Origin of the sequence: Delftia lacustris (assembly GCF_040267515.1) — a bacterium.
In the GTDB taxonomy this organism is placed as follows: Bacteria; Pseudomonadota; Gammaproteobacteria; order Burkholderiales; family Burkholderiaceae_C; genus Comamonas; species Comamonas tsuruhatensis.
In genome coordinates this window covers 5,594,683-5,615,438 of the sequence record NZ_CP141274.1, presented here as the reverse complement: position 1 = coordinate 5,615,438, position 20,756 = coordinate 5,594,683, and the positions used below count along the sequence as shown (strand labels likewise).

The following is a 20,756-nucleotide window of genomic DNA, read 5'->3' as shown; positions in this document are numbered from 1 at the left end:
TGGATTCGGTGGAATGGGGCCAGTGCCGGCGAGCCCTGCAAGGCGGTGCACCGACGATGGAATCAGCATAGCCAGCAGGCCATGGAGCCAGTTAGCGCCACAGCCCAGCTTTCGATAGAGCCAGCGGCGGCCGGTGCGCGCGCCTGGACCTAACGATTGATGGCATCTGGTTCTAACGGGTCCGTGTGCCTGCTACCTACCATGGCCCATCGACATTTCGATGACGCGGCGCGGCGGCCCTGCCCGGGCCCGGCGCCGTGGGACCCACCACAGACAAGGAGACAGCATGAGCGCAGACACCAACCCTCCCGACGCACAGTTCCTGGCCCGCTTCGCCGAGGCCTGGAACCGCCACGACATCGAGGCCCTGATGGACTTCATGGCCGATGAATGCGAGTTCCACGCCGTGGCCGGCCCCGACCTCATGGGCCGCAGCTTCATCGGCCGCCAGGCCGTGCGCGAGGGCTTCCAGATGGCCTGGCAGGCCTTTCCCGATGCGGCCTGGCTCGATGGAGACCACTTCGTGCAGGGCGACCGTGGCGTGTCCGAGAGCACCTTCAAGGGCACCAAGGCCGACGGCCTGCGCGTGGAAGCGCGCATGGTGGATGTCTTCACCTTCAAGGACGGAAAGATCGCCGTGAAGAACGCCTTCCGCAAGGACCGCCCGCCGGTGGCGGCCGCCTGACGGCGCGGGGCCTTGCGGCCCCGTGCCACCGGGAACACCGGATACGCCACGGCAAGGCGCGCACCTGCGCAGCCACCACAACAGAGCATCAGCCGTGGCGCCTGAATAAAACAGGAGACAAGACATGATCGGAAATCAGCACGCCTCTTCACCGGGGCTTTCGCACGGGCTCAAGGAACGCCACATGACCATGATCGCCCTCGGTGGCGTCATCGGTGCCGGGCTGTTCGTGGGCAGCGGCGTCGTCATCAAGTCGGCCGGGCCGGCCGCGATTCTTTCCTTCCTCATCACGGGCCTGCTCGTGGTCCTGGTCATGCGCATGCTGGGCGAGCTGGCCTGCTCCATGCCCGGGGGAGGCTCGTTCTACGAGTTTGCGCGAGAGGCCTGGCGCGACCGCCCCGGCGTGGGCCGGCTAGCAGGCTTTCTGACGGGCTGGATGTACTGGTACTTCTGGGTCATCGTCGTGGCGCTGGAGGCCGTGGCCGGAGCCGACCTAGTGCGCTACTGGCTGCCCGATGTGCCCAACTGGAGCATCAGCCTGGTGCTGCTGGTGATGCTGACGCTGACCAACCTGGTGTCGGTCAAGTCCTTTGGCGAGTTCGAGTTCTGGTTCGCCTCCATCAAGGTGGCGGCCATCGTGGTCTTCCTGTTCGTGGCCGGCGTCTACGTGCTGGGCCTGACGCCCGCCTCGCAGGGCATGCACTTCGGCAACCTCACCGGCAACGGCGGCTTCATGCCCAACGGCATCGTGCCCGTGCTGACCGGGGCGGTGGCGGCCACGGGCTTTTACTTCGGCGCCGAGATCGTGACCATTGCCGCCGCCGAGACGGCCGAGCCGCAGAAGGCCGTGGCCAAGGCGACCAACTCGGTGATCACGCGCGTGCTGGTGTTCTATGTGGGCTCCATCTTCCTGGTGGCCTGCCTGGTGCCCTGGAATGCGGGCGGCATTGCCACGCCGTATGTCAGCGCGCTCAACACCATGGGCGTGCCGGCCGCCGCGCAGATCATGAATGCCATCGTGCTGACGGCCGTGCTGTCGGCGCTGAACTCGGGGCTGTATGCGTCATCTCGCATGCTGTTCGCGCTGACGCGGCGCGGCGACGCGCCCCAGGCGCTGGCCAAGGTCAGCCGCAATGGCGTGCCCACGCGGGCCATCCTGGTGGCCACGCTGTTCGGCTACGGCGCCGTGGTGATGTCCTATGTGTCGCCCGACAAGGTGTTCGCCTTCCTGGTCAACTCCTACGGCACGGTGGCGATCTTCGTCTACATCCTGATCGCCATCTCGCAGCTGCGCCTGCGCGCCCGGCTGGAGCGCGAGGCGCCCCACCAGCTCAAGGTGCGCATGTGGTGCTATCCGTACCTGACCTGGTTCGCCATCTTCGGCATGCTGTCCATCGTCATCGCCATGGCCTTCATCCCCGAGCAGCGCACGCCGCTGGCGCTGGGCGTGGCCAGCCTGTGCATTTTGCTGCTGGCCTACGCCGTGCGGCAGTTCCTGCAGCGCGGCGTGGCGCCCGTGGTGACATCGCTGTCCGAGGCTGCGCGGCCCGAGCCGCAGAAGTACTGACCCGGGGGCGACGGGACCGGCAGGGCCGGTCCCGGCCATTCCTTGCGTTACTGCTGCTCCTCACGGATCGCATCGGCCAGGGCCTTCACGCCCTGGCCGATGTCGTTGGCGGGTATGGATTGGTAGCCCATGCGCATGTAGCTGCCGGGCGTGCCCGGGCGTGCGAAGAACACATCGCCGGGCTCGATGAGCACGCCGTGCGCGGCGGCACGCTGCGCCAGGGCATCGACAGGAATGTGGTCGGGCAGTTGCACCCAGCACGAGCCGCCACCGCGCACGGGCGTGATGCGGCAGCCGGGCGCATGCTCGGCCATGGCGGCCGTGAGGGCTGCGTGCCGCTCCTTCTGCGCCTGGGCCAGTCGCCGCTGCTGGGCCTCGTAATGGCCCAGGGAGATGAACATGGCCAGCGTGCGCTGCACGAAGGTGGCGGGGTGGCGGATCATGAGCCGGCGCAGTGCACGCAGCTCGCGTATCAGCTCTGGTGCGGCCACGATGTATCCCACGCGCAGGCCCGGCGCCAGGCTCTTGGACAGGCTGCCCACGTAGATCACGCGGTTGCTGCGGTCCAGGCTCTTGAGTGCCGGGATGGGCTGGCCGTCGAAGCTGCTCTCGCTCTCGTAGTCGTCCTCGATGAGGATGATGTCGTGCGCCTCGGCCATCTCCAGCAGCGCCTCGCGCCGGGCCAGCGGCATGGTCACGCCCGTGGGGCACTGGTGGCTGGGCGTCACGTAGAGGTAGTCCAGCTGGCGCAGCAGCGGCGTGACCGGCAGGCCCTGGCCGTCCACCGGCAGCGGGATGACCTGGGAGGTGCGGCTGCTGAAGATGTTGCGCGCGTCGGGGTAGCCGGGCTCCTCGATGCCCACGGCCGTGCCCTCGCGCATCAGCAGGTCGGCCACCATGTAGAGGGCGTGCTGCGCACCCACGGTGATGATCAGCTCGTCGGCCGAGGCCCAGACGCCGCGGCGCGGCAGGATCTTGGTCTGCACCTGCTGGATCAGCATCTCGTCGTCGCGCGCGATCTGGTCGGGCGCCCACTGGCGTATGTCCAGCACGCCCAGGGCCTTGAGGCAGCATTCGCGCCAAGCCGCCGTGGGAAACAGCTCCTTGTCGAACTGGCCATACAGGAAGGGATAGGGGTAGCGCTGCCAGTCCTCTTCCTTGACGATGCTGCGCTGCTGGCTGGGCAGCAGCCACAGGCGCCGCGACCAGTCGGTGCGGCGGCCTTCGCCAGGGGGGCTGCTGGCCGCAGCGCCGCCCGGCGTGCGCCCCTTGAGTACGTCGGGATGGATGAAGTGGCCCTTGCGCTGGCGGCTCAGCAAAAAGGCTTCCTCGGCCAGCTGCTGGTAGGCCAGCACCACGGTGATGCGTGCCACGCCCAGGTGGCGCGCCAGCTCGCGGCTGGAGGGAATGGATTCGCCGGGTGCGAGGATGCCCGAGAGGATGGCATCGACCAGCATCTCGCGGATCTGGCCCTGCAGGCTCAGGGAGGGGCGGGCGCTGCGGCGAAACAGCTGCCCCCACATGGCGCCCTCGGGCGGTTGCGGCTGCGTGGCCGCGCGCTTGTCTGTCATGTCTTGTCGTTCCCGCCGCTGCGGCGGGCCGCTCGCTGTGTTTGTCTCCCGCGCAGGTGCAGGGCAGGGCCTGCATCCGCGACCGGCCAATATAGGCCAGCGCGGTGCGCCACGGGGCCCGGAGTTTGCGATGGTTGCAATTTTTGCGGAGAGGCCGGAAATTGATATACAATCGTTGTCTTGGCGGCTGTAGCTCAGCTGGATAGAGTACTTGGCTACGAACCAAGGGGTCGTGGGTTCGATTCCTGCCAGCCGCACCAAAACGACAAGCCTCAGAACTGCAAAGTTCTGAGGCTTTTTCGTTTCAGGCGCCCGCACAGGCCCGCACAGAGGCCGTGGCAATGGTTCAGGCGCTGGGCAACGGTTATTTTTCGATATTTTCATGGTTTTCCGTAGGCGTTCAAAAAGCACGCTATAATTCAAAGCTTGGCGGCTGTAGCTCAGCTGGATAGAGTACTTGGCTACGAACCAAGGGGTCGTGGGTTCGATTCCTGCCAGCCGCACCAAAACGACAAGCCTCAGAACTGCAAAGTTCTGAGGCTTTTTCGTTTGTGCTCAGTTGGTGTCGAGGTTTGTTCGGCGTCTTCGCCTGCTGCGGTGATCTGTGTGAAGATCGGCTCCCTATGAGCAAGGCTTTCACCAAGGAATCCGACGGCGACGACGATGATGAAGTCGGCCTGCCGCCCTTGCCGCCGGGCGGCAAGAACTACATCACGCCCCAGGGCTTCGCGCGGCTCAAGGGCGAGCTGCTGGACCTGATCGACAACGAGCGTCCACGCATCGTGGAGATCGTGCACTGGGCGGCCAGCAATGGCGACCGCTCCGAGAACGGCGACTATCTGTACGGCAAGAAGCGCCTGCGCGAGATCGACCGGCGCATCCGCTTTCTGACCAAGCGGCTGGAGATCGCCGAGGTGGTCGATCCCTCCGTGCATGCCGGCAGCGAGCAGATCTACTTCGGCGCGACCGTCACCTATGTCGATGACGAGGGCGAGGAGCGCACCATCACCATCATGGGCATCGACGAGGCCGACAGCGCACGCCAGCAGGTCAGCTGGATCGCACCCGTCTCGCGCGCCCTGCTCAAGGCCCGTGTGGGCGACGAGGTGGCCCTGCCCACCCCCGCAGGTGTGCGCACGCTGGAAGTGCTGGACGTCACCTACCCGGAACCGGGCAGCGCCGCCGGGTGAGCGTTCAGGGCTGCAGTTTCTGCAGCAGCTCCAGCGTGGGGTAGCCGTCGGCCACCAGGCCCTGGCTTTGCTGGAACTGGCGCAGGCCCGCGCGCGTGGCCGGCCCCATCACGCCATCGGCCGTGCCGGCCGAAAATCCCCGGTCGTTGAGCGCGGCCTGCAAGGCGCGCAACTGCTCGCGCGACAGCGGGGCCAGATCGCGTGGCCAGGCCGCCTGCACGCCCGGGCCACCGGCCAGCTGCTGCGACAGCAGGCCCACGCCCAATGCGTAATTCACGGAGTTGTTGTAGCGCAGGATGGTGCGGAAGTTGGCGCCCACCATGAAGGCCGGCCCGCGCGCGCCGGCCGGTGCGATCACGCTGGCATCGGCCATGGCGGGCAGGGCGGAGCCGTCCACGGCCTGCACGCCCTCGGCCGCCCATTGCGCGCTGTCCTGGCGCACGCTGGTCTCGGCGCGTGCATGGTCAAAGCCTGCCGGCAGGCGCACTTCCACGCCCCAGGGCTCGCCCGTCTTCCAGCCCGAATGGGCCAGGTAGTTCGCCGTGGAGGCCGTCACATCGGGCAGGCTGCCCCAGATGTCGCGGCGGCCATCGCCATCGGCATCCACTGCATAGGCCAGGAAGACCGAGGGCAGGAACTGCGTATGGCCCATGGCGCCGGCCCAGGAGCCGATCATGTGGGCCGCGTCGATGTCGCCGTTGTCGATGATGCGCAGGGCGGCCAGCAACTCCTTCTGAGCCCAGGCCGCGCGCCGGCCGTCGAAGGCCAGGGTGGCCAGCGCATCGACGGTGGGGAAGTTGCCGAAGTTGCTGCCGTAATTGCTTTCCATGCCCCAGATGGCGGCGATCACCTCGGCCGGCACGCCATGGCGCTGGCTGGCCGCCTGCAGCGGTGCGGCCGCTTCGCGCAGCTTGGTGCGGCCCTGGGCAATGCGCTGGGCCGAGACGGCGCTGTCCAGGTACTGCCAGGGCGTGCGCGTGAACTCGGGCTGCGAGCGGTCCAGCTGCACCGCGCGCCGCTGCAGCCGGGCCGGCTCCAGCGCGCTGCTCACGGTCTTGGCGGAGATGCCGGCCTCCAGCGCCTTGCGCGCAAAGTCCCGCTTCCAGGCCTCGAAGCTGGCGGCCTCGGCCTGCTGGGACGCCTCTTGCGCGCCGCTTGCCTCGGCAGCAGGCGCTGCGGCCGGGCCGGCCTGTGCCGCCGCGGCAGGGGCGGCCGCAGCCGTGGAGTTTGCCGCAGCGGAAGCTGGCGCTGGCACCGGCGTGGGCGCAGGTCGGGAGGCGCAGCCGGCCAGCAGAGCGGCAGTCAGGGCGGTGGCCAGTCCGGCGCGGGTCAGCATGTGGGGGCCGTTGGCGTTGCTGGGGACGGGGGCGGTGGCATGTGCGTGGGGCATGCAGCCATTGTCTCCGCTGCGCCCTGGCGCTGAATGCAACACGGTGTTTCCGCACCAAGCCATCCATGGATCGCTATGCTGTGCTCCCATGACTGCTGCACCATCGCCCTCCCTGTCCCCGCCTGTGCAGGATGCCGCGCAGGCGCTGCGTGCCCTGCTGCGCCCTGGCCAGCGCTGGCTGGTGCTGACGGGCGCAGGTTGCAGCACAGGCTCGGGCATTCCGGACTACCGCGATGCGGCGGGGCAGTGGAAGCGGCCCCAGCCGGTGACGCTGCAGGCCTTCATGGGCAGCCATGCCACGCGCCAGCGCTATTGGGCGCGCAGCCTGCTGGGCTGGCCCGTGATGGCGCAGGCCCGGCCCGGCCCGGCCCATGAGGCGCTGGCGCTGCTGCAGCAGCGCGGATGGATGGCCGGTCTGGTCACCCAGAACGTGGACGGCCTGCATACAGCGGCAGGCAGCGATGGCGTCATCGACCTGCACGGCCGCATCGCCGCCGTGCGCTGCATGGGCTGCGGCACCGGCATGGAGCGCGCCGTGCTGCAGGCCATGCTGCTGGAGCGCAACCCCGGCTGGGCCGGCCTGAGCGCCCAGGCCGCGCCCGACGGCGATGCCGATCTGGAGGGGCGCGACTTCAGCCGCTTCGACGTGCCGGCCTGCCCGCACTGCGGCGGCGTGCTCAAGCCCGATGTGGTGTTCTATGGGGAAGGCGTGCCCAGCCAGCGGGTGCAGGCCGTGCGCGCCATGCTGCAGCAGGCCGGCGGGCTGCTGGTCGCCGGTTCTTCGCTGATGGTGTATTCAGGCCTGCGCTTCGTGCATGAGGCCGTGGCCCAGGGCAAGCCGGTGGCCGCCATCAACCAGGGCCGCATGCGCTCCGAGGATTTGCTGGCCCTCAAGATCGAGCAGGACTGCGGCCCGTTGCTGCAGCAGCTGGCCCAGGACCTGGAGCAATGAAAAAGCCCCGCAGGAGCGGGGCAGTGTTCAGGGGATGACGCGCGATGCGCGCACCACCGAGTGCACGCGGCGCAGGTTGCGCAGCGCGGACTCCACCTGCTGGTTGTCGTGCACCGAGATCACGAAGCACAGGTCCGTGGTGCTCATGGCGGCCTCGTCGGCCATGTCCACGCGCAGGATGTCCACTTCGGCGCCGGCCAGCTCGGCTGCCACGCGGGCGAGCACGCCCTTGCCGTTGTTGACGGTGACGACGATGCGGGCCTCGAAAAGGCGCGCGGCATCGATGTCATCTGCCCATTCCACGACGATGAAGCGGTCGCTGTCCTTTTCCTGCAGGCGCTGTGCGATCTTGCATTGCGCGTGGTGCACGATCAGGCCTTCGCCGCTGCCCAGATAGCCCACGATGGCGTCGCCCGGCACGGGCCGGCAGCACTGCGCGTAGTGGATGGAGCCCTGGTTGGAGCCGTCCAGCAGCACGGCGCCCTGGAAAGGCCGGTTGCTGGCATTGAAGCGTTCGCGCGTGAGCAGCAGGGCGTCGGGCCGGTGGCCGTGGCGCGCCATCAGCGCCGTCAGGCGCGAGGCCACCAGCGATGCAATGCGCCGGCCCATGCCGATGTCCACCATCAGGTCGGCGCGGCTGCGGCTGCCTGCCATGCGCAGCACTTCGTCCCACAGCGCCTGGTTGGCTTCATCGGCCGGCGGCACGGCGTCCATGCCTTCGGCGCGCATGGCCTGGGCCAGCAGGTTCTCGCCCAGGCGTGCCGATTCGCTTTGCGCGGCCGACTTCAGGTAATGGCGGATCTTGGAGCGCGCGCGGCCGGTCTTGACGAAGCCCAGCCAGGCCGGGTTGGGCGTGGCGTCTTCGGAGGTGACGATCTGCACCACGTCGCCGCTCTTGAGTTCGGTGCGCAGCGGCACTTCCTCGTTGTTGATGCGCGCGGCGGTCATGTGGTTGCCGACCTTGCTGTGGATCGCATAGGCGAAGTCCACCACGGTGGCGCCGCGCGGCATGGCCATGATCTCGCTCTTGGGCGTGAACACGTAGACGGCGTCGGGGAACAGGTCCACCTTGACGTGGTCCCAGAACTCGGCGGCATCGCGCGTCTCGTTCTGGATGTCCAGCAGCGATTGGAGCCACTGCGTGCCCAGCTGCTCGGAATCGTGGCCGGGCTGGGCCTTGTAGAGCCAATGGGCGGCCACGCCGGCCTCGGCGACGATGTGCATTTCCTCGGTGCGGATCTGGAACTCGATGTTCACGCCCGAGGGGCCCACCAGCGTGGTGTGCAGCGACTGGTAGCCATTGTTCTTGGCAATGGCGATGTAGTCCTTGAAGCGGCCCGGCATGGGCTTGTACATCTGGTGCAGCACGCCCAGCGCCGTGTAGCAATCGATCACGCGCGGCAAGATGATGCGAAAGCCGTAGATGTCCGTCACCTTGGCAAAGCTCAGCTGGTTCTTCTCCATGCGCAGATAGAGCGAATACAGCGTGCTTTCACGGCCGGCAAGGCGGGCCTGCAGCCCCGCGCCGGCGAACTCGGCATTGACCTCGTCCTGCACGCGCTGAACCAGGTCGCGGCGTCGCTTGCGCGAGCGGGCGATGGCTTTTTCCAGTGTGGCGTAGCGCCAGGGATGCAGGTGGCGGAAGGCCAGGTCCTGCAGCTCGCGGTAGGTCTGGTTCAGCCCCAGGCGGTGGGCGATGGGTGCGTAGATCTCCAGCGTTTCCGACGAGATGCGGCCCCACTTGCTGCGCGGCATGTCGCCCATGGTGCGCATGTTGTGGGTGCGGTCGGCCAGCTTGATCAGGATCACGCGCACATCGCGCGCCATGGCCAGCAGCATCTTGCGGAAGGATTCCGCCTGGTTCTCTTCGCGCGTGTTGAACTGCAGCTTGTCCAGCTTCGTGAGGCCGTCGACCAGCTCGGCCACGTCCTGGCCGAAGCGCTGGGCGAGATCGGCCTTGGTGACGCCGCAGTCTTCCATCGCATCGTGCAGCAGCGCGGCCATCAGGGCCGGGGCGTCGAGCTTCCAGCTCGCGCACAGCGCCGTGACCGCGATGGGATGGGTGATATAGGGTTCGCCGCTGCTGCGCCACTGGTCGCTGTGGGCCTGGTCGGCGAAGGCATAGGCTTCGCGCACCTGCTCGATGCTGGTGGCATCCAGGTATCCCAGGTGCTCCATCAGTCCGGCAAAGGCATTGGCCGACACGGCGGTTGCCTGCTCTGCAGACATGCGCTCGGGCCGGGGTGGCGGTACGGGATCAGAGGGGGCTGTGAACGAAGTCAAGGCCGCTTTCATGACTTAAATGTAGCGTGCATGCTGGTTTGTGCAGGCTTCATGTAAAAAAAGCACCGCTGTGCGGTGCTCTTTGTGGGGCCATTGTGTTGCTTTGCAGCAAATCAGCCCGGAACCTTCTTCAGCATCTCGATGCCGACCTTGCCTTCGGCGATCTCGCGCAGCGCGGTGACGCCGGGCTTGTTCTTGGTTTCGATCTTGGGCGTGTGACCCTGGCTCAGCATGCGTGCGCGGTAAGTGGCGGCCAACACGAGCTGGAAGCGGTTAGGGATCTGCTCCAGGCAGTCTTCAACAGTGATGCGTGCCATCAGGATCTCCGGGAAACGTCAGTTGGGTTCAGAAATATTGAGAGACTCGAAGGTCTCTGCGCGGCGGCTGCGCTGAGCCGCATACTTGAGGCGCTGGGCGTGGATGATCGTCTTGAGATCAAACAGTGCGCTCTCGAACAATTCGTTGATTATAACGAAGTCGAATTTCGCCACCTGGGCCATCTCCTCGGCCGCGTTCTTCAGGCGCAGCTCGATCACCTCGGGCGCGTCCTCGCCCCTGTTTTCCAGGCGGGCACGCAGCTCGTCCCAGCTGGGCGGCAGGATGAAGATCAGCACGGCGTTCGGAAACGCTTGCTTGACCTGCAGTGCGCCCTGGTAGTCGATCTCCAGCAGCACGTCGGTGCCGACCTGGATGCGCTCTTCCAGCGCCTTCTTGGCCGTGCCGTAGCGGCGGCTGTGCACGTTTGCCCATTCGACGAAGGCGTTGTTCGACACCATGGCGTCGAACTCCTGGTCGGAGACGAAGTAGTACTCGCGGCCGTGCTTTTCCTGGCCACGCGGCGCGCGCGTGGTGTGGGAGACGGAAGGGGAGACGCGCGCATCGAACTCGCGCAGCGCGCGCACCAGGCTGGACTTGCCGGCCCCGCTGGGGGCCGAGACGACAAAGAGGTTTCCGGGGTAATCCATGGAATTTTGCGCAGTGTGTTCACGCATGGGCATCTGTGTTGGGCTTATTCGATGTTCTGCACCTGCTCGCGCATCTGCTCGATCAGCACCTTCATGTCCACGCTGATGCGGGTCAGCTCCAGCGTGGCGGACTTGGAGCCCAGCGTATTGGCTTCGCGGTGCAGTTCCTGGATCAGGAAGTCCAGGCGCTTGCCGATCTCGCCGCCCTTCTTGAGCAGGCTCTGGATCTCGTCCAGGTGCGAGTCCAGGCGGGTGACTTCCTCGGCCACGTCGATGCGGATGGCAAAGGCGGTGGCCTCGGTCAGGGCGCGGTCCTGGGCGGCTTCGGGCGCCACGGCGCCTTCGGCCAGGGCCATCGCTTCCTTCCAGCGCTCCATGAAGCGCAGGCGCTGCTGCTCCACGAGCTGGGGCACCAGGGGCGTGGCATCTGCCGCGAGCTTGCGCAGCTGCGCGATGCGGTCCAGCAGCATGGTGGCAAGGCGCTTGCCTTCGCGGGCGCGGGCCTCCAGCAGTTCGGTCAGGGCCTGCTCTGCCAGCGTGGGCAGCACGCTGCTCCAGTCAACGGCCGAGTTGCCGCTGCCGCTGGCCAGGCGCAGGGCGTCGGAGACGGACAGGCTGCGGGCGTCGGGCAGCCAGGACTGGACAGTGTCCTGGAGCATGGCCAGGCGCTGCAGCATGGCGGTGGAGGGGTCGGGCAGGGAGTTGCCGTCGTCGTTGTCGATGGCGGCGCGCACCTCGACCTTGCCGCGCTTGAGGCGGGCGGTCAAAAGGGCCCGCAAGGCTGGCTCATGCGCGCGCAGTTCGTCGGGCAGGCGGAACGAAAGATCCAGGAAGCGGCTGTTGACCGAGCGGATCTCCAGACCGAGCCGGCTGTTGCGGCCCGACGCTCCACCATCTTCTTCGGACGCGCCGTGCTGGGCACTGGCGTATCCGGTCATGCTGTAAACTGGCATTGGACTTTTGATGGATGCTTGCAATTGCCCGATTATCCGGGTTTCGCCCCATCCCTGAGACTCACCGGAGAAAAATGTCTTCCAAGATCAAGCCGGCGCCATTGCCGCCAGGCAGCACGATCGGCGGCTATCGGGTGGTGCGCAGGCTTGCTTCCGGCGGTTTCGGCGTCGTTTACCTGGCCTTGGATGCAGAGGGCAAGCAGGTGGCGATCAAGGAATACCTGCCCGCCTCGCTGGCCACCCGTGCCCCCGGAGAGCTGCAGCCCGCCGTGGCGCCCGAAAAACTTTCGCTGTACCGCCTGGGCCTCAAGAGCTTCTTCGAGGAAGGGCGTTCACTGGCGCAGATCTCGCACGCTTCCGTGGTCAGCGTGCTCAACTTCTTTCGCGAGAACGAAACCGTCTACATGGTGATGAACTACCTGGAGGGTGCCACCCTGCAGGACTTCGTCGTCACCGCGCGCGAGCTCAAGGCCGAGAAGGTGTTCCGCGAATCGACCATTCGCTCGCTGTTCGACGAGGTGCTGCGCGGCCTGCGCATCGTGCACCAGCACAAGATGCTGCACCTGGACATCAAGCCGGCCAACATCTTCATCACCAATGACGACCGTGCCGTGATGATCGACTTCGGCGCGGCGCGCGAGGTGCTGTCCAAGGAAGGCAACTTCATCCGCCCCATGTACACGCCGGGCTTTGCCGCGCCCGAGATGTACCGCCGCGACGCATCGCTGGGGCCCTGGACCGACATCTACGCCATCGGCGCCTGCATCTATGCCTGCATGCAGGGATTTCCGCCCAACGAGGCGCCGCAGCGCCAGGACAAGGACCGGCTCACGCTGGCGCTGACCAAGCTGCGCGGCGTGTATTCGGACAATCTCATCGAGGTGGTCGAGTGGTGCATGGCCGTGGACCCGGGATCGCGTCCGCAGTCGGTTTTTGCGCTGCAAAAGGAGTTGAGCCGCGAAGGCGAGCGTCGCTACACCAAGCTCAGCGTCTCCGAGCGCATGCGCCTGCAGCTGGACACGCTGGTGACCGACGCCAAGAAGAACATGCAAAAGATCAGCGGCGCAGCGGGCCTGCCAGCCGTGGGCCAGGAGCGCAAGCCATGAGGTTTTCGGTATTCCAGCTGAGCCGCCGCGGCGGCCGTGCGCTCAATGAAGACCGCATGGGTTACTGCTACACGCGGGAAGCCGTGCTCTTCGTGCTGGCCGACGGCATGGGCGGCCATCCCGAAGGCGAGGTCGCCGCGCAGCTGGCGCTGCAGGTGATGTCCGTGCATTTCCAGCGCCAGGCCAAGCCGCTGCTCGAAGATCCGCAGGGCTTTCTGGTCGATGCGCTGCTGCACGCGCACCGGCAGATCCTGCGCTATGCCAGCGCCAAGGGAATGATCGACACGCCGCGCACCACGCTGGTCGCCGCCGTCATCCAGAAGGGCAAGATCACCTGGATCCATTGCGGCGACTCGCGCCTGTACCTGGTTCGCGGCGGCGAGCTGCTGGTGCGCACGCGCGATCACTCCTATCTGGAGATGGGCGAGATCGCGGCCCAGCTCAAGACATCGAGCCGCAACGTGCTGTTCACCTGCCTGGGCTCTCCGTCCAAGCCCATCTACGACGTGACCGAGCCGCGCCGGCTGGAGCAGGGCGACAAGCTGCTGCTGTGCTCCGACGGCCTGTGGGGCAGCGTGGACGAAGGGCACCTGCTGCGCACCCTGCACGGCCGCACCGTGTCCCAGGCCATTCCCCAGCTGGTCGATACGGCGCTGCGCAATGCGGGCGATGCCAGCGACAACGTCACGGCCATTGCCATGGAGTGGGAGACGCCAGACGCCTTCGAGTCCACCATGGGCATCTCCACCCAGGACATCGAGAACGACGCGTTTGAATCCACGATCCAGGGCGGGGCAATCGAAGACCTGGAAGATGAGCTCGACGACGCGGCCATCGAGCGCTCCATCGCCGAGATCAACGAAGCGATACGCCGCTCGGCCGAGCGCCAGTTCAAGCGCTGAATGCCGCTGCCGGCCCGCGGCAGCGGTGCCGTTGGCGCGCATGGACTACCGAACCTATTGACGACAAAGGGCGCACGGGCGCCCGAATGGATTTCTACGATGAAGATTGTGTTGGCCTCCAACAACCGCGGCAAGCTCGCCGAGCTGCAAGCCATGTTCGCCCCGCTGGGGGTGGAGCTGATCCGCCAGGGCGACCTGTTCGAGGGCGAGGCGCCCGAGCCGCATTGCACCTTTGTGGAGAACGCGCTGGCCAAGGCCCGTTTTGCAGCCGAGCGCACCGGCCTGCCCGCCATTGCCGACGACGCCGGCATGTGCGTCTCGCACTTCGGCGGCCTGCCGGGCGTGGACACGGCCTACTACTGCACGCAGTTCGGCTACGAGAAAAGCGATGACAACAACGTGCGCGCCCTGCTGGAGCAGATGCAGGGCGTGGCCGACCGCCGCGCCGCCATGGTCAGCACCCTGGTGGGCGTTCGCAGCGCAAAGGATCCCGAACCGCTGATCGCCATGGGCCGCGTGCTCGGCGAGATCACCACCGAGCGCCGTGGCACGCAGGGCTTCGGCTTCGACCCCGTGATGTACATCCCCGAGCTGGGCCAGACCTTCGCCGAGATGGACCCGGCCGTGAAGCACGCGCACAGCCACCGCGGCCGCGCCACGCTGCAGATGATCGAACTCGTGCGCGAGCGCTGGGTGCGATGATTCCCATCCAGCCCCAGGATGCGGCCGCCGGCGCCCAGGCCGCCGTGCAGCGCGACATCCAGCACTACATGCGCCCCGGCACGCTGCAGCTGGGCAGCCTGCCGCCGCTGTCGCTGTACGTGCACCTGCCCTGGTGCATTCGCAAGTGCCCGTACTGCGACTTCAACTCGCACGAGCACGGCCGCGACGGCCCCGAGCTGCCCGAAGACCGCTACGTCGACGCCCTGGTCGCCGACCTGGAGAGCGCGCTGCCGCTGATCTGGGGCCGCACCGTGCACAGCATCTTCATCGGCGGCGGCACGCCCAGCCTGTTCTCGCCCGAGGCCATCGACCGGCTGCTGGCTGCCATCCGCGCGCGCCTGCGCATGGAGGCCGATTGCGAGATCACCATGGAGGCCAACCCCGGCACCTTCGAGACCGACCGCTTCCGCGCCTTTCGCGCGGCCGGCGTCACGCGGCTGTCCATTGGCGTGCAGAGCTTCGACGACCGCTTCCTGCAGGCCGTGGGCCGCGTGCACGACGGCGCCCAGGCGCGTGCGGCCGTGCGCGAGGCGGCCGACAGCTTCGAGACCTTCAACATCGATCTGATGTACGCGCTGCCCGGCCAGACCGAGCTGGACCTGGCGCGTGACCTGGACGTGGCCCTGTCCTTCGCGCCGCCGCACCTGTCGGTCTATCACCTGACCATCGAACCCAATACGTATTTCGCCAAGTTCCCGCCGGCCATTCCCGAGGACGACCTGGCCTACGACATGCTGGACCGCATCACCGCGCGCACCGCCGCCGCAGGCATGCAGCGCTACGAGATATCAGCCTATGCGCGTGAGGGCCACCAGTGCTGGCACAACCGCAACTACTGGCAGTTCGGCGACTACCTGGGCATTGGCGCGGGCGCGCACAGCAAGCTCAGCTTTGCGCACCGCATCGTGCGCCAGGTGCGCTTTCGCGATCCCGCTCGCTACATGGACCAGGCCCTGGCCGGCGCGCCACTGGCGCAGGACGGCGAGGTGCGCCGCGCCGACCTGCCCTTCGAGTACATGCTCAACGCGCTGCGCCTGCGCGAAGGCTTTGCGCTGCAGGACTTCATGGAGCGCACGGGCCTGCCGCTGTCGTCCATCGCCAAGGGACTGGACGCCGCTCAGGCCAAGGGCCTGATCACGCGCGACCTGGGCCGGGTGGTGCCCACGGAGCGGGGCTTTGACTTCCTCAGCGACCTGCAGGAGCTGTTCCTGGCCGAGTGAGCGGGCCGACGACGATTGAAAAAGGACGCCTCGGCGTCCTTTCTTCATCCAGCGCCACCGCGCAATCGGTCGGCGATCAGCCGCAGCGCACGGCCACGATGCGGCCTGTGCCGTCGACCACCAGGTTCAGGCGTTCCTGGTTGAACTCCATCGTCGTTGGCTGGCCTTCGCGCAGCACGCGGGCCATGTAGGCGCCCGACTGCTTGCGGGCGGCCTCCAGCGTGGCCGAGGTATTGCTCTTGCCCACGAAGGACTGGGCCGATGCCGCATTGCAGACCTGCACGGGGCGCGGGGCCGTTTGCGCCGCGCCGCCGCTGCTGCCGCCAAAAGGATTGCCCATGCCGGCGCAACCCGCAACCAGGGTGGTGGCGCCCAGCAGGGCCAGGGCGGCAAGGCGGCGGTGCAGGGCTGGGGTGGTGATCGTCGGCATGGTCTGTCTCCTCAATTCAGGGGGTGTGTGCTGCGCAGTATCAGGGCGGGCGCTGGCGCATCGCCTCGGACAACGCCGCATACCTTAGCCGGGCTCGGGCGGTGCCATTGGCATGCGGAAGTAACAGGCGGCAGCAAAGGCATCACGAAGGCATTGCCAAGGTGCTGCCAGGGCATCACCGCCGCGCGCTGCGGCCTTCCGCGGGGGCGTGGTGGAAGACCGTGGCCTCCAGGCCCATGGCGCGTATCCTGGCCGCCGCCTGATCGGCGCTGCGCTGCTTGGCAAAGGGGCCCGAGCGCACGCGCACGATCTCGCCCTTGTTGCTGTGCAGGGTCTGGCTGAGCGTGGGCAGCTTGGCTTTCTCCAGCCGCTCCACCACGCGCCCGGCATTGGCGGCTTCAGAGAACACGCCGATGTTGATGTAGTAGTTGCCCGGCTCCAGAGCCGCCGAGGCAGGCTTGGCAGGTGCCGGGGCCTTTGCGACGGGTTCGGCAGGCTTGGCAGGCTTGGCTGGTTTGGTTTCAGCCGCCACCTTGGAGGGCTTGGCGGGCGCTGGAGTGGCTGCGTGCACGGACGCTGGCGCAGGCGCAGGTGCTTTGGCTGGCACCAACGCGGCCTTGACGGGAATGGCTGCCGCTGCAGTGGCAGCGACGGTACCCGCAGCGCCGGCCGCTGCTACTACGGGCATGGGTTCGACCGTGCCGGAGACGGTGCTGCCGGCAGCGGGCAAGGGCGCTTGCGGATCAGGGCGCGCCTCGGCCTGGGCGACTGGCTCTTGCGGCTGGGGCGTGGGTGCGGGAGTGGGGGCGGGTGTTGGCGCCAGTTCCGTCCTTGGCGTTTCAACGGCAGCTACGACTGCGGCGGGCGTTGGCGCCACGGCTGGTGCAGCTGGCGAAACTGGTGCAGCGGCCGGTACGGCTTCGGACGGAATCACCTCGGTCTGTGCCGCCATGAAATGTGGCGTGCCCGACAGCGCCCAGATGCCGGCACCCGCAGCGGCGGCAAGCACCGCACCGGCCGCCACGGCCAGGCGCTTGCGCAAGGGCGTGGCCGCGCGGCGGGCCAGGCGTTCGTGCGCTGCAGCCATGTTGGGAGCCTCGCCAATGGCTTGCAGTGTGAGGCGGCGCACATGGTGCCAGTACAGGGCATTGGCGCCCAGGCCGGGAATGGCAATCGCCATCAGCACCAGCGTGGCATCGATGCCGTGGGCAATGGCCGGGGGCAGGCCCAGCGCGGGGCGCAGCAGCAGGCCCCAGACCAGGCCCGTGCCGCCAGCGGCCAGCGCGTAGAGGCCGCCCTCTTGCCACAGCCCGCGCAGCCCGCACCAGGGCAGGGTGAACAGGCCTGCGGCCAGGTTCCAGGTGGGCAGGGGCTTGCCCAGTGCGTCGAAGCGCTCGAACAGGCGCAGGTAGTAGTCGCGTGAGGGCTCGCCAATCAGGCTGGCGTACAGGCCCGGCATCAGGCCGGTGCCCTGTCCGCCCGTGAAGCTGGTGGCGCCGGAATGTGCGCCGGCGCCTGCCCGCTCGTTGGGGGCAGTGCCGTCATCGCCGTGCTGCAGCGCGTAGGCTGCGGCGGCGAAGGCGCTGGCTATCGAGGGCGGCAGTTTGCTGGGGCTCTTGGGAGAGTCGGCCGTGTCGGGCCTGCTGGCACTGCCGGGCTCGGCAAAGGCGGGCTCCTGCCGTGCAGGGGCCGCCTGCCTTCCGAAGTCGATGGTGGCGGGAGGTGCTGAGAGGGCTTCTTCCGATGGGGCGGGCATGTCAGCAATTGTGTCATGCACTCGTGGCTGTCGGAATCACGACATTCGTGGCTATCGATCGGGCGACTCCATCGCGCCCGATCGATTGGAGGCTGCTGTCAGCCCTGGCGCGCGGGCAGCACCGTGGCGCGGCACTCGCCGAAGCCGATGCGCGCGGCACCCGGCTTCTCGCACCAGCCGCGCAGGATCACGGCATCGCCATCCTGCAGGAAGGTGCGGCTCTCGCCATTGGCCAGCGCCACGGGCTTCTTGCCGCCTTCGGTCAGCTCCAGCAGAGCGCCGGCCTCGCTGGAGGTGGGGCCGGACAGCGTGCCCGTGCCCAGCAGGTCACCGGGCTGCAGGTCGCAGCCGTTGACGCTGTGGTGGGCCACCAGCTGGGCCATGGTCCAGTAGGCGTGGCGGTAGCTGGTGTGGGTGATCTGCTGGGCGGCCTGGCCTTCGGCGCGCATGCGGCCGGTCTCCAGCGCCACGCTCAACTGCACGTCGAACGCGCCGCGCTCGGAGTTGGCGGCCGAGCTCAGGTAGGGCAGGGGCTGGGGATCTGCGACGGGCCGCGTGAACGCCGTGCGATAGGGCTCCAGCGCCTCCAGCGTCACGATCCAGGGCGAGACCGTGGTGGCGAAGTTCTTCGACAGGAAGGGGCCCAGCGGCTGGTATTCCCAGGCCTGGATGTCACGCGCCGACCAGTCGTTGAGCAGGCACAGGCCGAAGATGTGGTGTTCGGCCTCGTCCATGGAAATCGCCTCGCCCCAGGCGTTGCCGGCGCCGGTGTAGATGCCCATCTCCAGCTCATAGTCCAGGCGTGCGCAGGGCTTGAGTGCGGGCGCGGCGGCGTCGGGCGCCTTCAGCTGGCCCATGGGGCGGCGGAAGTCCACGCCCGACACACGCAGGCTGGACGCACGGCCGTGGTAGCCGATCGGCACCCACTTGTAGTTCTCCATCAGCGGGTTGTCCGGGCGGAACAGCTTGCCGACGTTGGTGGCGTGGTGTACCGAGGTATAGAAGTCCGTGTAGTCGCCGACCTGGGCCGGCACGGCGTACTCCACCTCGGCCTGGGGTACCAGGCAATCCTTGAGGGCGTCCTGCGCGGCAGCACCTTCGCGCAGCGCGCGCGACAGCGCCAGGCGCAGGGCCGACCAGGCGGCAGGTCCCATGGCCATGAAGCCGTTCAGGTGCTGTTGCGAAGCGGCCTCCAGCTGCGGCTGCACGGCATCGCCCAGCGCCTTGAGGGCGCTGGCGCGCGCCAGGTCCAGCACCTGGTCGCCGATGGCCACGCCGCCGCGCCAGGCCTCCTGGCTGCCTGCGCGGCGGAACACCGCGTAGGGCAGGTTCTGGATGGGGAAGTCGCTGGCGCCGGTGTTGGCCGAGGCCACCCAGCTGCGCAGGCCTGCGTCATGGGTTTCGTTCAAGGACATCTGTCTCTCCTGGTTGGGTTTGTCTGTCGTTGGTATGAAAAGGGGTTTGGCGGGGCAGGGCGAGGCGTGGCCGGCTCAGGCGGCGGCAAAGCCGCCGTCCATGTTCCAATGTGCGCCGCGCACCTGGGCGGCCTGCTCGCTGGCCAGGAAACCGGCCAGCGCCGCCACCTGCTCCACGGTCACGAAGGCCTGGGAGGGCTGCTTGGCGCCCAGCAGCTGGCGGGCCGCCGCGTCGGCATCCAGCCCCTCGCGCGCGGCCAGCGCATCGATCTGCCGTTGCACCAGCGGCGTCAGCACCCAGCCGGGGCAGATGGCGTTGCAGGTCACGGGCGTGGTGGCGAACTCCAGCGCCACCGACTTGGTCAGGCCGATCAGCCCGTGCTTGCTGGCCACATAGGCCGGCTTGCGCGCCACGCCCACCAGCCCGCTGACCGAGGCGATATTGATGATGCGGCCCCAGCCGCGCTCCAGCATCTGCGGCGCGCAGGCCTGGATGGCGTGGAAGGGCGCCGACAGGTTGACGGCCAGCAGCTCGTCCCACTTGCCGGCCGGGAATTCGAGCAGCGGGCTCACATGCTGCATGCCTGCGTTGTTGACCAGGATGTCGATGGCGCCCATCTCGGCCGCAATGCGCTGCGCCAGCGGAGCGATGGCGCTGCCGTCGCGCAGGTCCAGCCCGTAGTGGCGCACCGGCACGCCATGCGTTTGGGCGATCTCGCGCACCAGCGCATCGGTCTCGGCAGAAGCGGCGGCCTGGCCATGCAGCGCGATGGCCGCGCCCTCGCTGGCCAGATGGCGCGCCACGGCCAGGCCGATGCCGCTGGTCGAGCCGGTGATCCAGGCCACGCGGCCCGCATGCGGACGGCTGGCCGGGGTGGAGGGGGTGGGGTTCATTTCAGGAGATCCATTTCCATATGCACGTACTCGCTGAGAAAGCGCACCCGCGCCCAGTAGATCAGCAGCCCGTCGGCATTGCAGGCCCAGCGCAGCGCCTGCATCAGCGGCGTGCCCAGGGCCACGCCCAGGTGCTCGGCGGCCAGTTCGTCGGCCGGCGCCACGCTCAGGTGCTGGCGCGCCACGGCAATGCGCGAGGGGTCGCTGCTCAGGGCCACGGCCAGGGAGCTGCGCTGCAGCTGGGCCTCGATCTCGGGGAACAGTTCCTGCTCCAGGTACAGCTGCGACAGGCAGAACCGCGCCGCGTCATGGTCGTACACGCGCAGCAGGTGCACGTAGGCGGGGGCCATGCGGCCCACGTCGGGGAAGCCTTCGGGAATCGGCGGCAGGCAGTCGCGCCCGGTGTGCAGGGTGATCTGGCCGATGTGGGCGCCAAAGGCCACCAGCTCCTTCCAGCTGGTGGGCAGCAGAAAGGACGGCGGCTTGTAGGGCGCCGCAATCACCCGCGTGCCGCCGCGCTTGCGCGTGAGCAGCAGGCCCTCTGCCACCAGGGCGCCCAGCGCCATGCGCACCGTGGTGCGCGACACGCCATGCAGCGCCTGCAGCTCCTGCACCGTGGGAATGGCGCTGCCTACGGGCCAGGCGCCCGTGGACACCTTGCTGCGGAACAGCCGCGCCAGCTGCAGGTGCAGCTTGTCCCGGCCTTGTTGAGGGGCCGACGCGGTGGAGTTGGAGGGCATGAAGGCAATAAAGT

At 67.9% G+C, this 20,756-nt stretch carries 19 protein-coding genes and 2 tRNA genes; 10 read left to right on the top strand and 11 right to left on the bottom strand.

The genetic code is table 11. The features are described 5' to 3' along the window. Positions 1 to 286: 286 nt before the first annotated feature. Positions 287 to 685, top strand: coding sequence for a nuclear transport factor 2 family protein (locus U6958_RS27180; protein WP_016450755.1), 399 nt, complete (start codon positions 287 to 289; stop codon positions 683 to 685). A gap of 124 nt (positions 686 to 809) precedes the next feature. Next, complete coding sequence (locus tag U6958_RS27175; protein WP_016450754.1) at positions 810 to 2,252, top strand: amino acid permease; 1,443 nt, start codon at positions 810 to 812, stop codon at positions 2,250 to 2,252. A 47-nt stretch (positions 2,253 to 2,299) separates the two neighbouring features. Here the strand turns inward: U6958_RS27175 and U6958_RS27170 are convergent, their stop codons facing one another. Next, positions 2,300 to 3,823: a PLP-dependent aminotransferase family protein gene (locus U6958_RS27170; protein ID WP_074924153.1), complete on the bottom strand. Its 1,524-nt coding sequence runs from the start codon at positions 3,821 to 3,823 to the stop codon at positions 2,300 to 2,302. A 183-nt stretch (positions 3,824 to 4,006) separates the two neighbouring features. Between U6958_RS27170 and U6958_RS27165 the strand changes: the two genes are divergently transcribed. The 3 genes from U6958_RS27165 to greB all read left to right on the top strand — a co-directional run bounded on the left by U6958_RS27165 (position 4,007) and on the right by greB (position 5,013). Continuing rightward, positions 4,007 to 4,083 (top strand) — tRNA-Arg (locus U6958_RS27165). A 169-nt stretch (positions 4,084 to 4,252) separates the two neighbouring features. Then, positions 4,253 to 4,329 (top strand) — tRNA-Arg (locus tag U6958_RS27160). A 117-nt stretch (positions 4,330 to 4,446) separates the two neighbouring features. Further along, positions 4,447 to 5,013, top strand: a complete 567-nt coding sequence (gene greB, locus U6958_RS27155; protein ID WP_016450306.1) for a transcription elongation factor GreB — start codon at positions 4,447 to 4,449, stop codon at positions 5,011 to 5,013. A 4-nt stretch (positions 5,014 to 5,017) separates the two neighbouring features. On the opposite strand, the gene U6958_RS27150 is transcribed toward greB, so the two are convergent. Continuing rightward, positions 5,018 to 6,403, bottom strand: a complete 1,386-nt coding sequence (locus U6958_RS27150) for a lytic murein transglycosylase (protein ID WP_074924150.1) — start codon at positions 6,401 to 6,403, stop codon at positions 5,018 to 5,020. Positions 6,404 to 6,491: 88 nt separating this feature from the next. Between U6958_RS27150 and U6958_RS27145 the strand changes: the two genes are divergently transcribed. After that, complete coding sequence (locus U6958_RS27145) at positions 6,492 to 7,355, top strand: NAD-dependent protein deacetylase (protein ID WP_074924147.1); 864 nt, start codon at positions 6,492 to 6,494, stop codon at positions 7,353 to 7,355. Between the two features lie 27 nt (positions 7,356 to 7,382). On the opposite strand, the gene U6958_RS27140 is transcribed toward U6958_RS27145, so the two are convergent. From U6958_RS27140 to U6958_RS27125, 4 genes are all read right to left on the bottom strand, one after another. Next, positions 7,383 to 9,650 carry a bifunctional (p)ppGpp synthetase/guanosine-3',5'-bis(diphosphate) 3'-pyrophosphohydrolase gene (locus U6958_RS27140; RefSeq protein WP_016450309.1) on the bottom strand — a complete coding sequence of 756 codons (2,268 nt, stop codon included), beginning with the start codon at positions 9,648 to 9,650 and terminating at the stop codon, positions 7,383 to 7,385. Between the two features lie 101 nt (positions 9,651 to 9,751). Beyond that, complete coding sequence (gene rpoZ / locus U6958_RS27135) at positions 9,752 to 9,955, bottom strand: DNA-directed RNA polymerase subunit omega (protein WP_016450310.1); 204 nt, start codon at positions 9,953 to 9,955, stop codon at positions 9,752 to 9,754. 18 nt (positions 9,956 to 9,973) lie between these two features. Continuing rightward, the gene (gmk, locus tag U6958_RS27130; protein WP_016450311.1) at positions 9,974 to 10,603 is read right to left on the bottom strand and encodes a guanylate kinase; all 630 of its coding nucleotides are present in this window, start codon (positions 10,601 to 10,603) and stop codon (positions 9,974 to 9,976) included. A 44-nt stretch (positions 10,604 to 10,647) separates the two neighbouring features. Further along, positions 10,648 to 11,541: a YicC/YloC family endoribonuclease gene (locus tag U6958_RS27125; RefSeq protein WP_017407182.1), complete on the bottom strand. Its 894-nt coding sequence runs from the start codon at positions 11,539 to 11,541 to the stop codon at positions 10,648 to 10,650. Between the two features lie 89 nt (positions 11,542 to 11,630). On the opposite strand from U6958_RS27125, the gene U6958_RS27120 reads away from it, so the two are divergent. The 4 genes from U6958_RS27120 to hemW all read left to right on the top strand — a co-directional run bounded on the left by U6958_RS27120 (position 11,631) and on the right by hemW (position 15,507). Continuing rightward, positions 11,631 to 12,662, top strand: coding sequence for a serine/threonine-protein kinase (locus U6958_RS27120; protein ID WP_016450313.1), 1,032 nt, complete (start codon positions 11,631 to 11,633; stop codon positions 12,660 to 12,662). Further along, positions 12,659 to 13,564, top strand: coding sequence for a PP2C family serine/threonine-protein phosphatase (locus U6958_RS27115; protein WP_016450314.1), 906 nt, complete (start codon positions 12,659 to 12,661; stop codon positions 13,562 to 13,564). The genes U6958_RS27120 and U6958_RS27115 overlap by 4 nt, the downstream gene beginning before the upstream one ends. Positions 13,565 to 13,663: 99 nt before the next feature. Continuing rightward, positions 13,664 to 14,266, top strand: coding sequence for an RdgB/HAM1 family non-canonical purine NTP pyrophosphatase (gene rdgB, locus U6958_RS27110; RefSeq protein ID WP_016450315.1), 603 nt, complete (start codon positions 13,664 to 13,666; stop codon positions 14,264 to 14,266). Continuing rightward, positions 14,263 to 15,507: a radical SAM family heme chaperone HemW gene (hemW, locus tag U6958_RS27105; RefSeq protein WP_046987791.1), complete on the top strand. Its 1,245-nt coding sequence runs from the start codon at positions 14,263 to 14,265 to the stop codon at positions 15,505 to 15,507. The genes rdgB and hemW overlap by 4 nt, the downstream gene beginning before the upstream one ends. A gap of 76 nt (positions 15,508 to 15,583) precedes the next feature. On the opposite strand, the gene U6958_RS27100 is transcribed toward hemW, so the two are convergent. The 5 genes from U6958_RS27100 to U6958_RS27080 form a co-directional block, all read right to left on the bottom strand. Then, positions 15,584 to 15,937 carry an I78 family peptidase inhibitor gene (locus U6958_RS27100; protein ID WP_043792526.1) on the bottom strand — a complete coding sequence of 118 codons (354 nt, stop codon included), beginning with the start codon at positions 15,935 to 15,937 and terminating at the stop codon, positions 15,584 to 15,586. Between the two features lie 175 nt (positions 15,938 to 16,112). Continuing rightward, entirely contained in the window at positions 16,113 to 17,693 is a 1,581-nt protein-coding gene (locus U6958_RS27095) for an SPOR domain-containing protein (protein WP_074924145.1), read from the bottom strand. Between the two features lie 98 nt (positions 17,694 to 17,791). After that, entirely contained in the window at positions 17,792 to 19,108 is a 1,317-nt protein-coding gene (gene fahA / locus U6958_RS27090; protein ID WP_074924143.1) for a fumarylacetoacetase, read from the bottom strand. Between the two features lie 75 nt (positions 19,109 to 19,183). Next, positions 19,184 to 20,002, bottom strand: coding sequence for a 3-hydroxybutyrate dehydrogenase (locus U6958_RS27085; protein ID WP_017407177.1), 819 nt, complete (start codon positions 20,000 to 20,002; stop codon positions 19,184 to 19,186). Beyond that, the gene (locus U6958_RS27080; RefSeq protein WP_016450321.1) at positions 19,999 to 20,742 is read right to left on the bottom strand and encodes a GntR family transcriptional regulator; all 744 of its coding nucleotides are present in this window, start codon (positions 20,740 to 20,742) and stop codon (positions 19,999 to 20,001) included. The genes U6958_RS27085 and U6958_RS27080 overlap by 4 nt, the downstream gene beginning before the upstream one ends. Positions 20,743 to 20,756 lie beyond the last annotated feature (14 nt).

What these genes read in the sequence shown, in the direction of transcription:
- U6958_RS27100 (WP_043792526.1), bottom strand. Translation starts at nt 15,937, where the DNA reads ATGCCGACGATCACCACCCCAGCCCTGCACCGCCGCCTTGCCGCCCTG.
- U6958_RS27145 (WP_074924147.1), top strand. Translation starts at nt 6,492, where the DNA reads ATGACTGCTGCACCATCGCCCTCCCTGTCCCCGCCTGTGCAGGATGCC.
- U6958_RS27150 (WP_074924150.1), bottom strand. Translation starts at nt 6,403, where the DNA reads ATGCCCCACGCACATGCCACCGCCCCCGTCCCCAGCAACGCCAACGGC.
- U6958_RS27095 (WP_074924145.1), bottom strand. Translation starts at nt 17,693, where the DNA reads ATGCCCGCCCCATCGGAAGAAGCCCTCTCAGCACCTCCCGCCACCATC.
- U6958_RS27140 (WP_016450309.1), bottom strand. Translation starts at nt 9,650, where the DNA reads ATGAAAGCGGCCTTGACTTCGTTCACAGCCCCCTCTGATCCCGTACCG.
- U6958_RS27180 (WP_016450755.1), top strand. Translation starts at nt 287, where the DNA reads ATGAGCGCAGACACCAACCCTCCCGACGCACAGTTCCTGGCCCGCTTC.
- U6958_RS27120 (WP_016450313.1), top strand. Translation starts at nt 11,631, where the DNA reads ATGTCTTCCAAGATCAAGCCGGCGCCATTGCCGCCAGGCAGCACGATC.
- U6958_RS27080 (WP_016450321.1), bottom strand. Translation starts at nt 20,742, where the DNA reads ATGCCCTCCAACTCCACCGCGTCGGCCCCTCAACAAGGCCGGGACAAG.
- U6958_RS27115 (WP_016450314.1), top strand. Translation starts at nt 12,659, where the DNA reads ATGAGGTTTTCGGTATTCCAGCTGAGCCGCCGCGGCGGCCGTGCGCTC.
- U6958_RS27085 (WP_017407177.1), bottom strand. Translation starts at nt 20,002, where the DNA reads ATGAACCCCACCCCCTCCACCCCGGCCAGCCGTCCGCATGCGGGCCGC.
- greB (WP_016450306.1), top strand. Translation starts at nt 4,447, where the DNA reads ATGAGCAAGGCTTTCACCAAGGAATCCGACGGCGACGACGATGATGAA.
- rdgB (WP_016450315.1), top strand. Translation starts at nt 13,664, where the DNA reads ATGAAGATTGTGTTGGCCTCCAACAACCGCGGCAAGCTCGCCGAGCTG.
- rpoZ (WP_016450310.1), bottom strand. Translation starts at nt 9,955, where the DNA reads ATGGCACGCATCACTGTTGAAGACTGCCTGGAGCAGATCCCTAACCGC.
- fahA (WP_074924143.1), bottom strand. Translation starts at nt 19,108, where the DNA reads ATGTCCTTGAACGAAACCCATGACGCAGGCCTGCGCAGCTGGGTGGCC.
- U6958_RS27125 (WP_017407182.1), bottom strand. Translation starts at nt 11,541, where the DNA reads ATGACCGGATACGCCAGTGCCCAGCACGGCGCGTCCGAAGAAGATGGT.
- U6958_RS27170 (WP_074924153.1), bottom strand. Translation starts at nt 3,823, where the DNA reads ATGACAGACAAGCGCGCGGCCACGCAGCCGCAACCGCCCGAGGGCGCC.
- U6958_RS27175 (WP_016450754.1), top strand. Translation starts at nt 810, where the DNA reads ATGATCGGAAATCAGCACGCCTCTTCACCGGGGCTTTCGCACGGGCTC.
- hemW (WP_046987791.1), top strand. Translation starts at nt 14,263, where the DNA reads ATGATTCCCATCCAGCCCCAGGATGCGGCCGCCGGCGCCCAGGCCGCC.
- gmk (WP_016450311.1), bottom strand. Translation starts at nt 10,603, where the DNA reads ATGGATTACCCCGGAAACCTCTTTGTCGTCTCGGCCCCCAGCGGGGCC.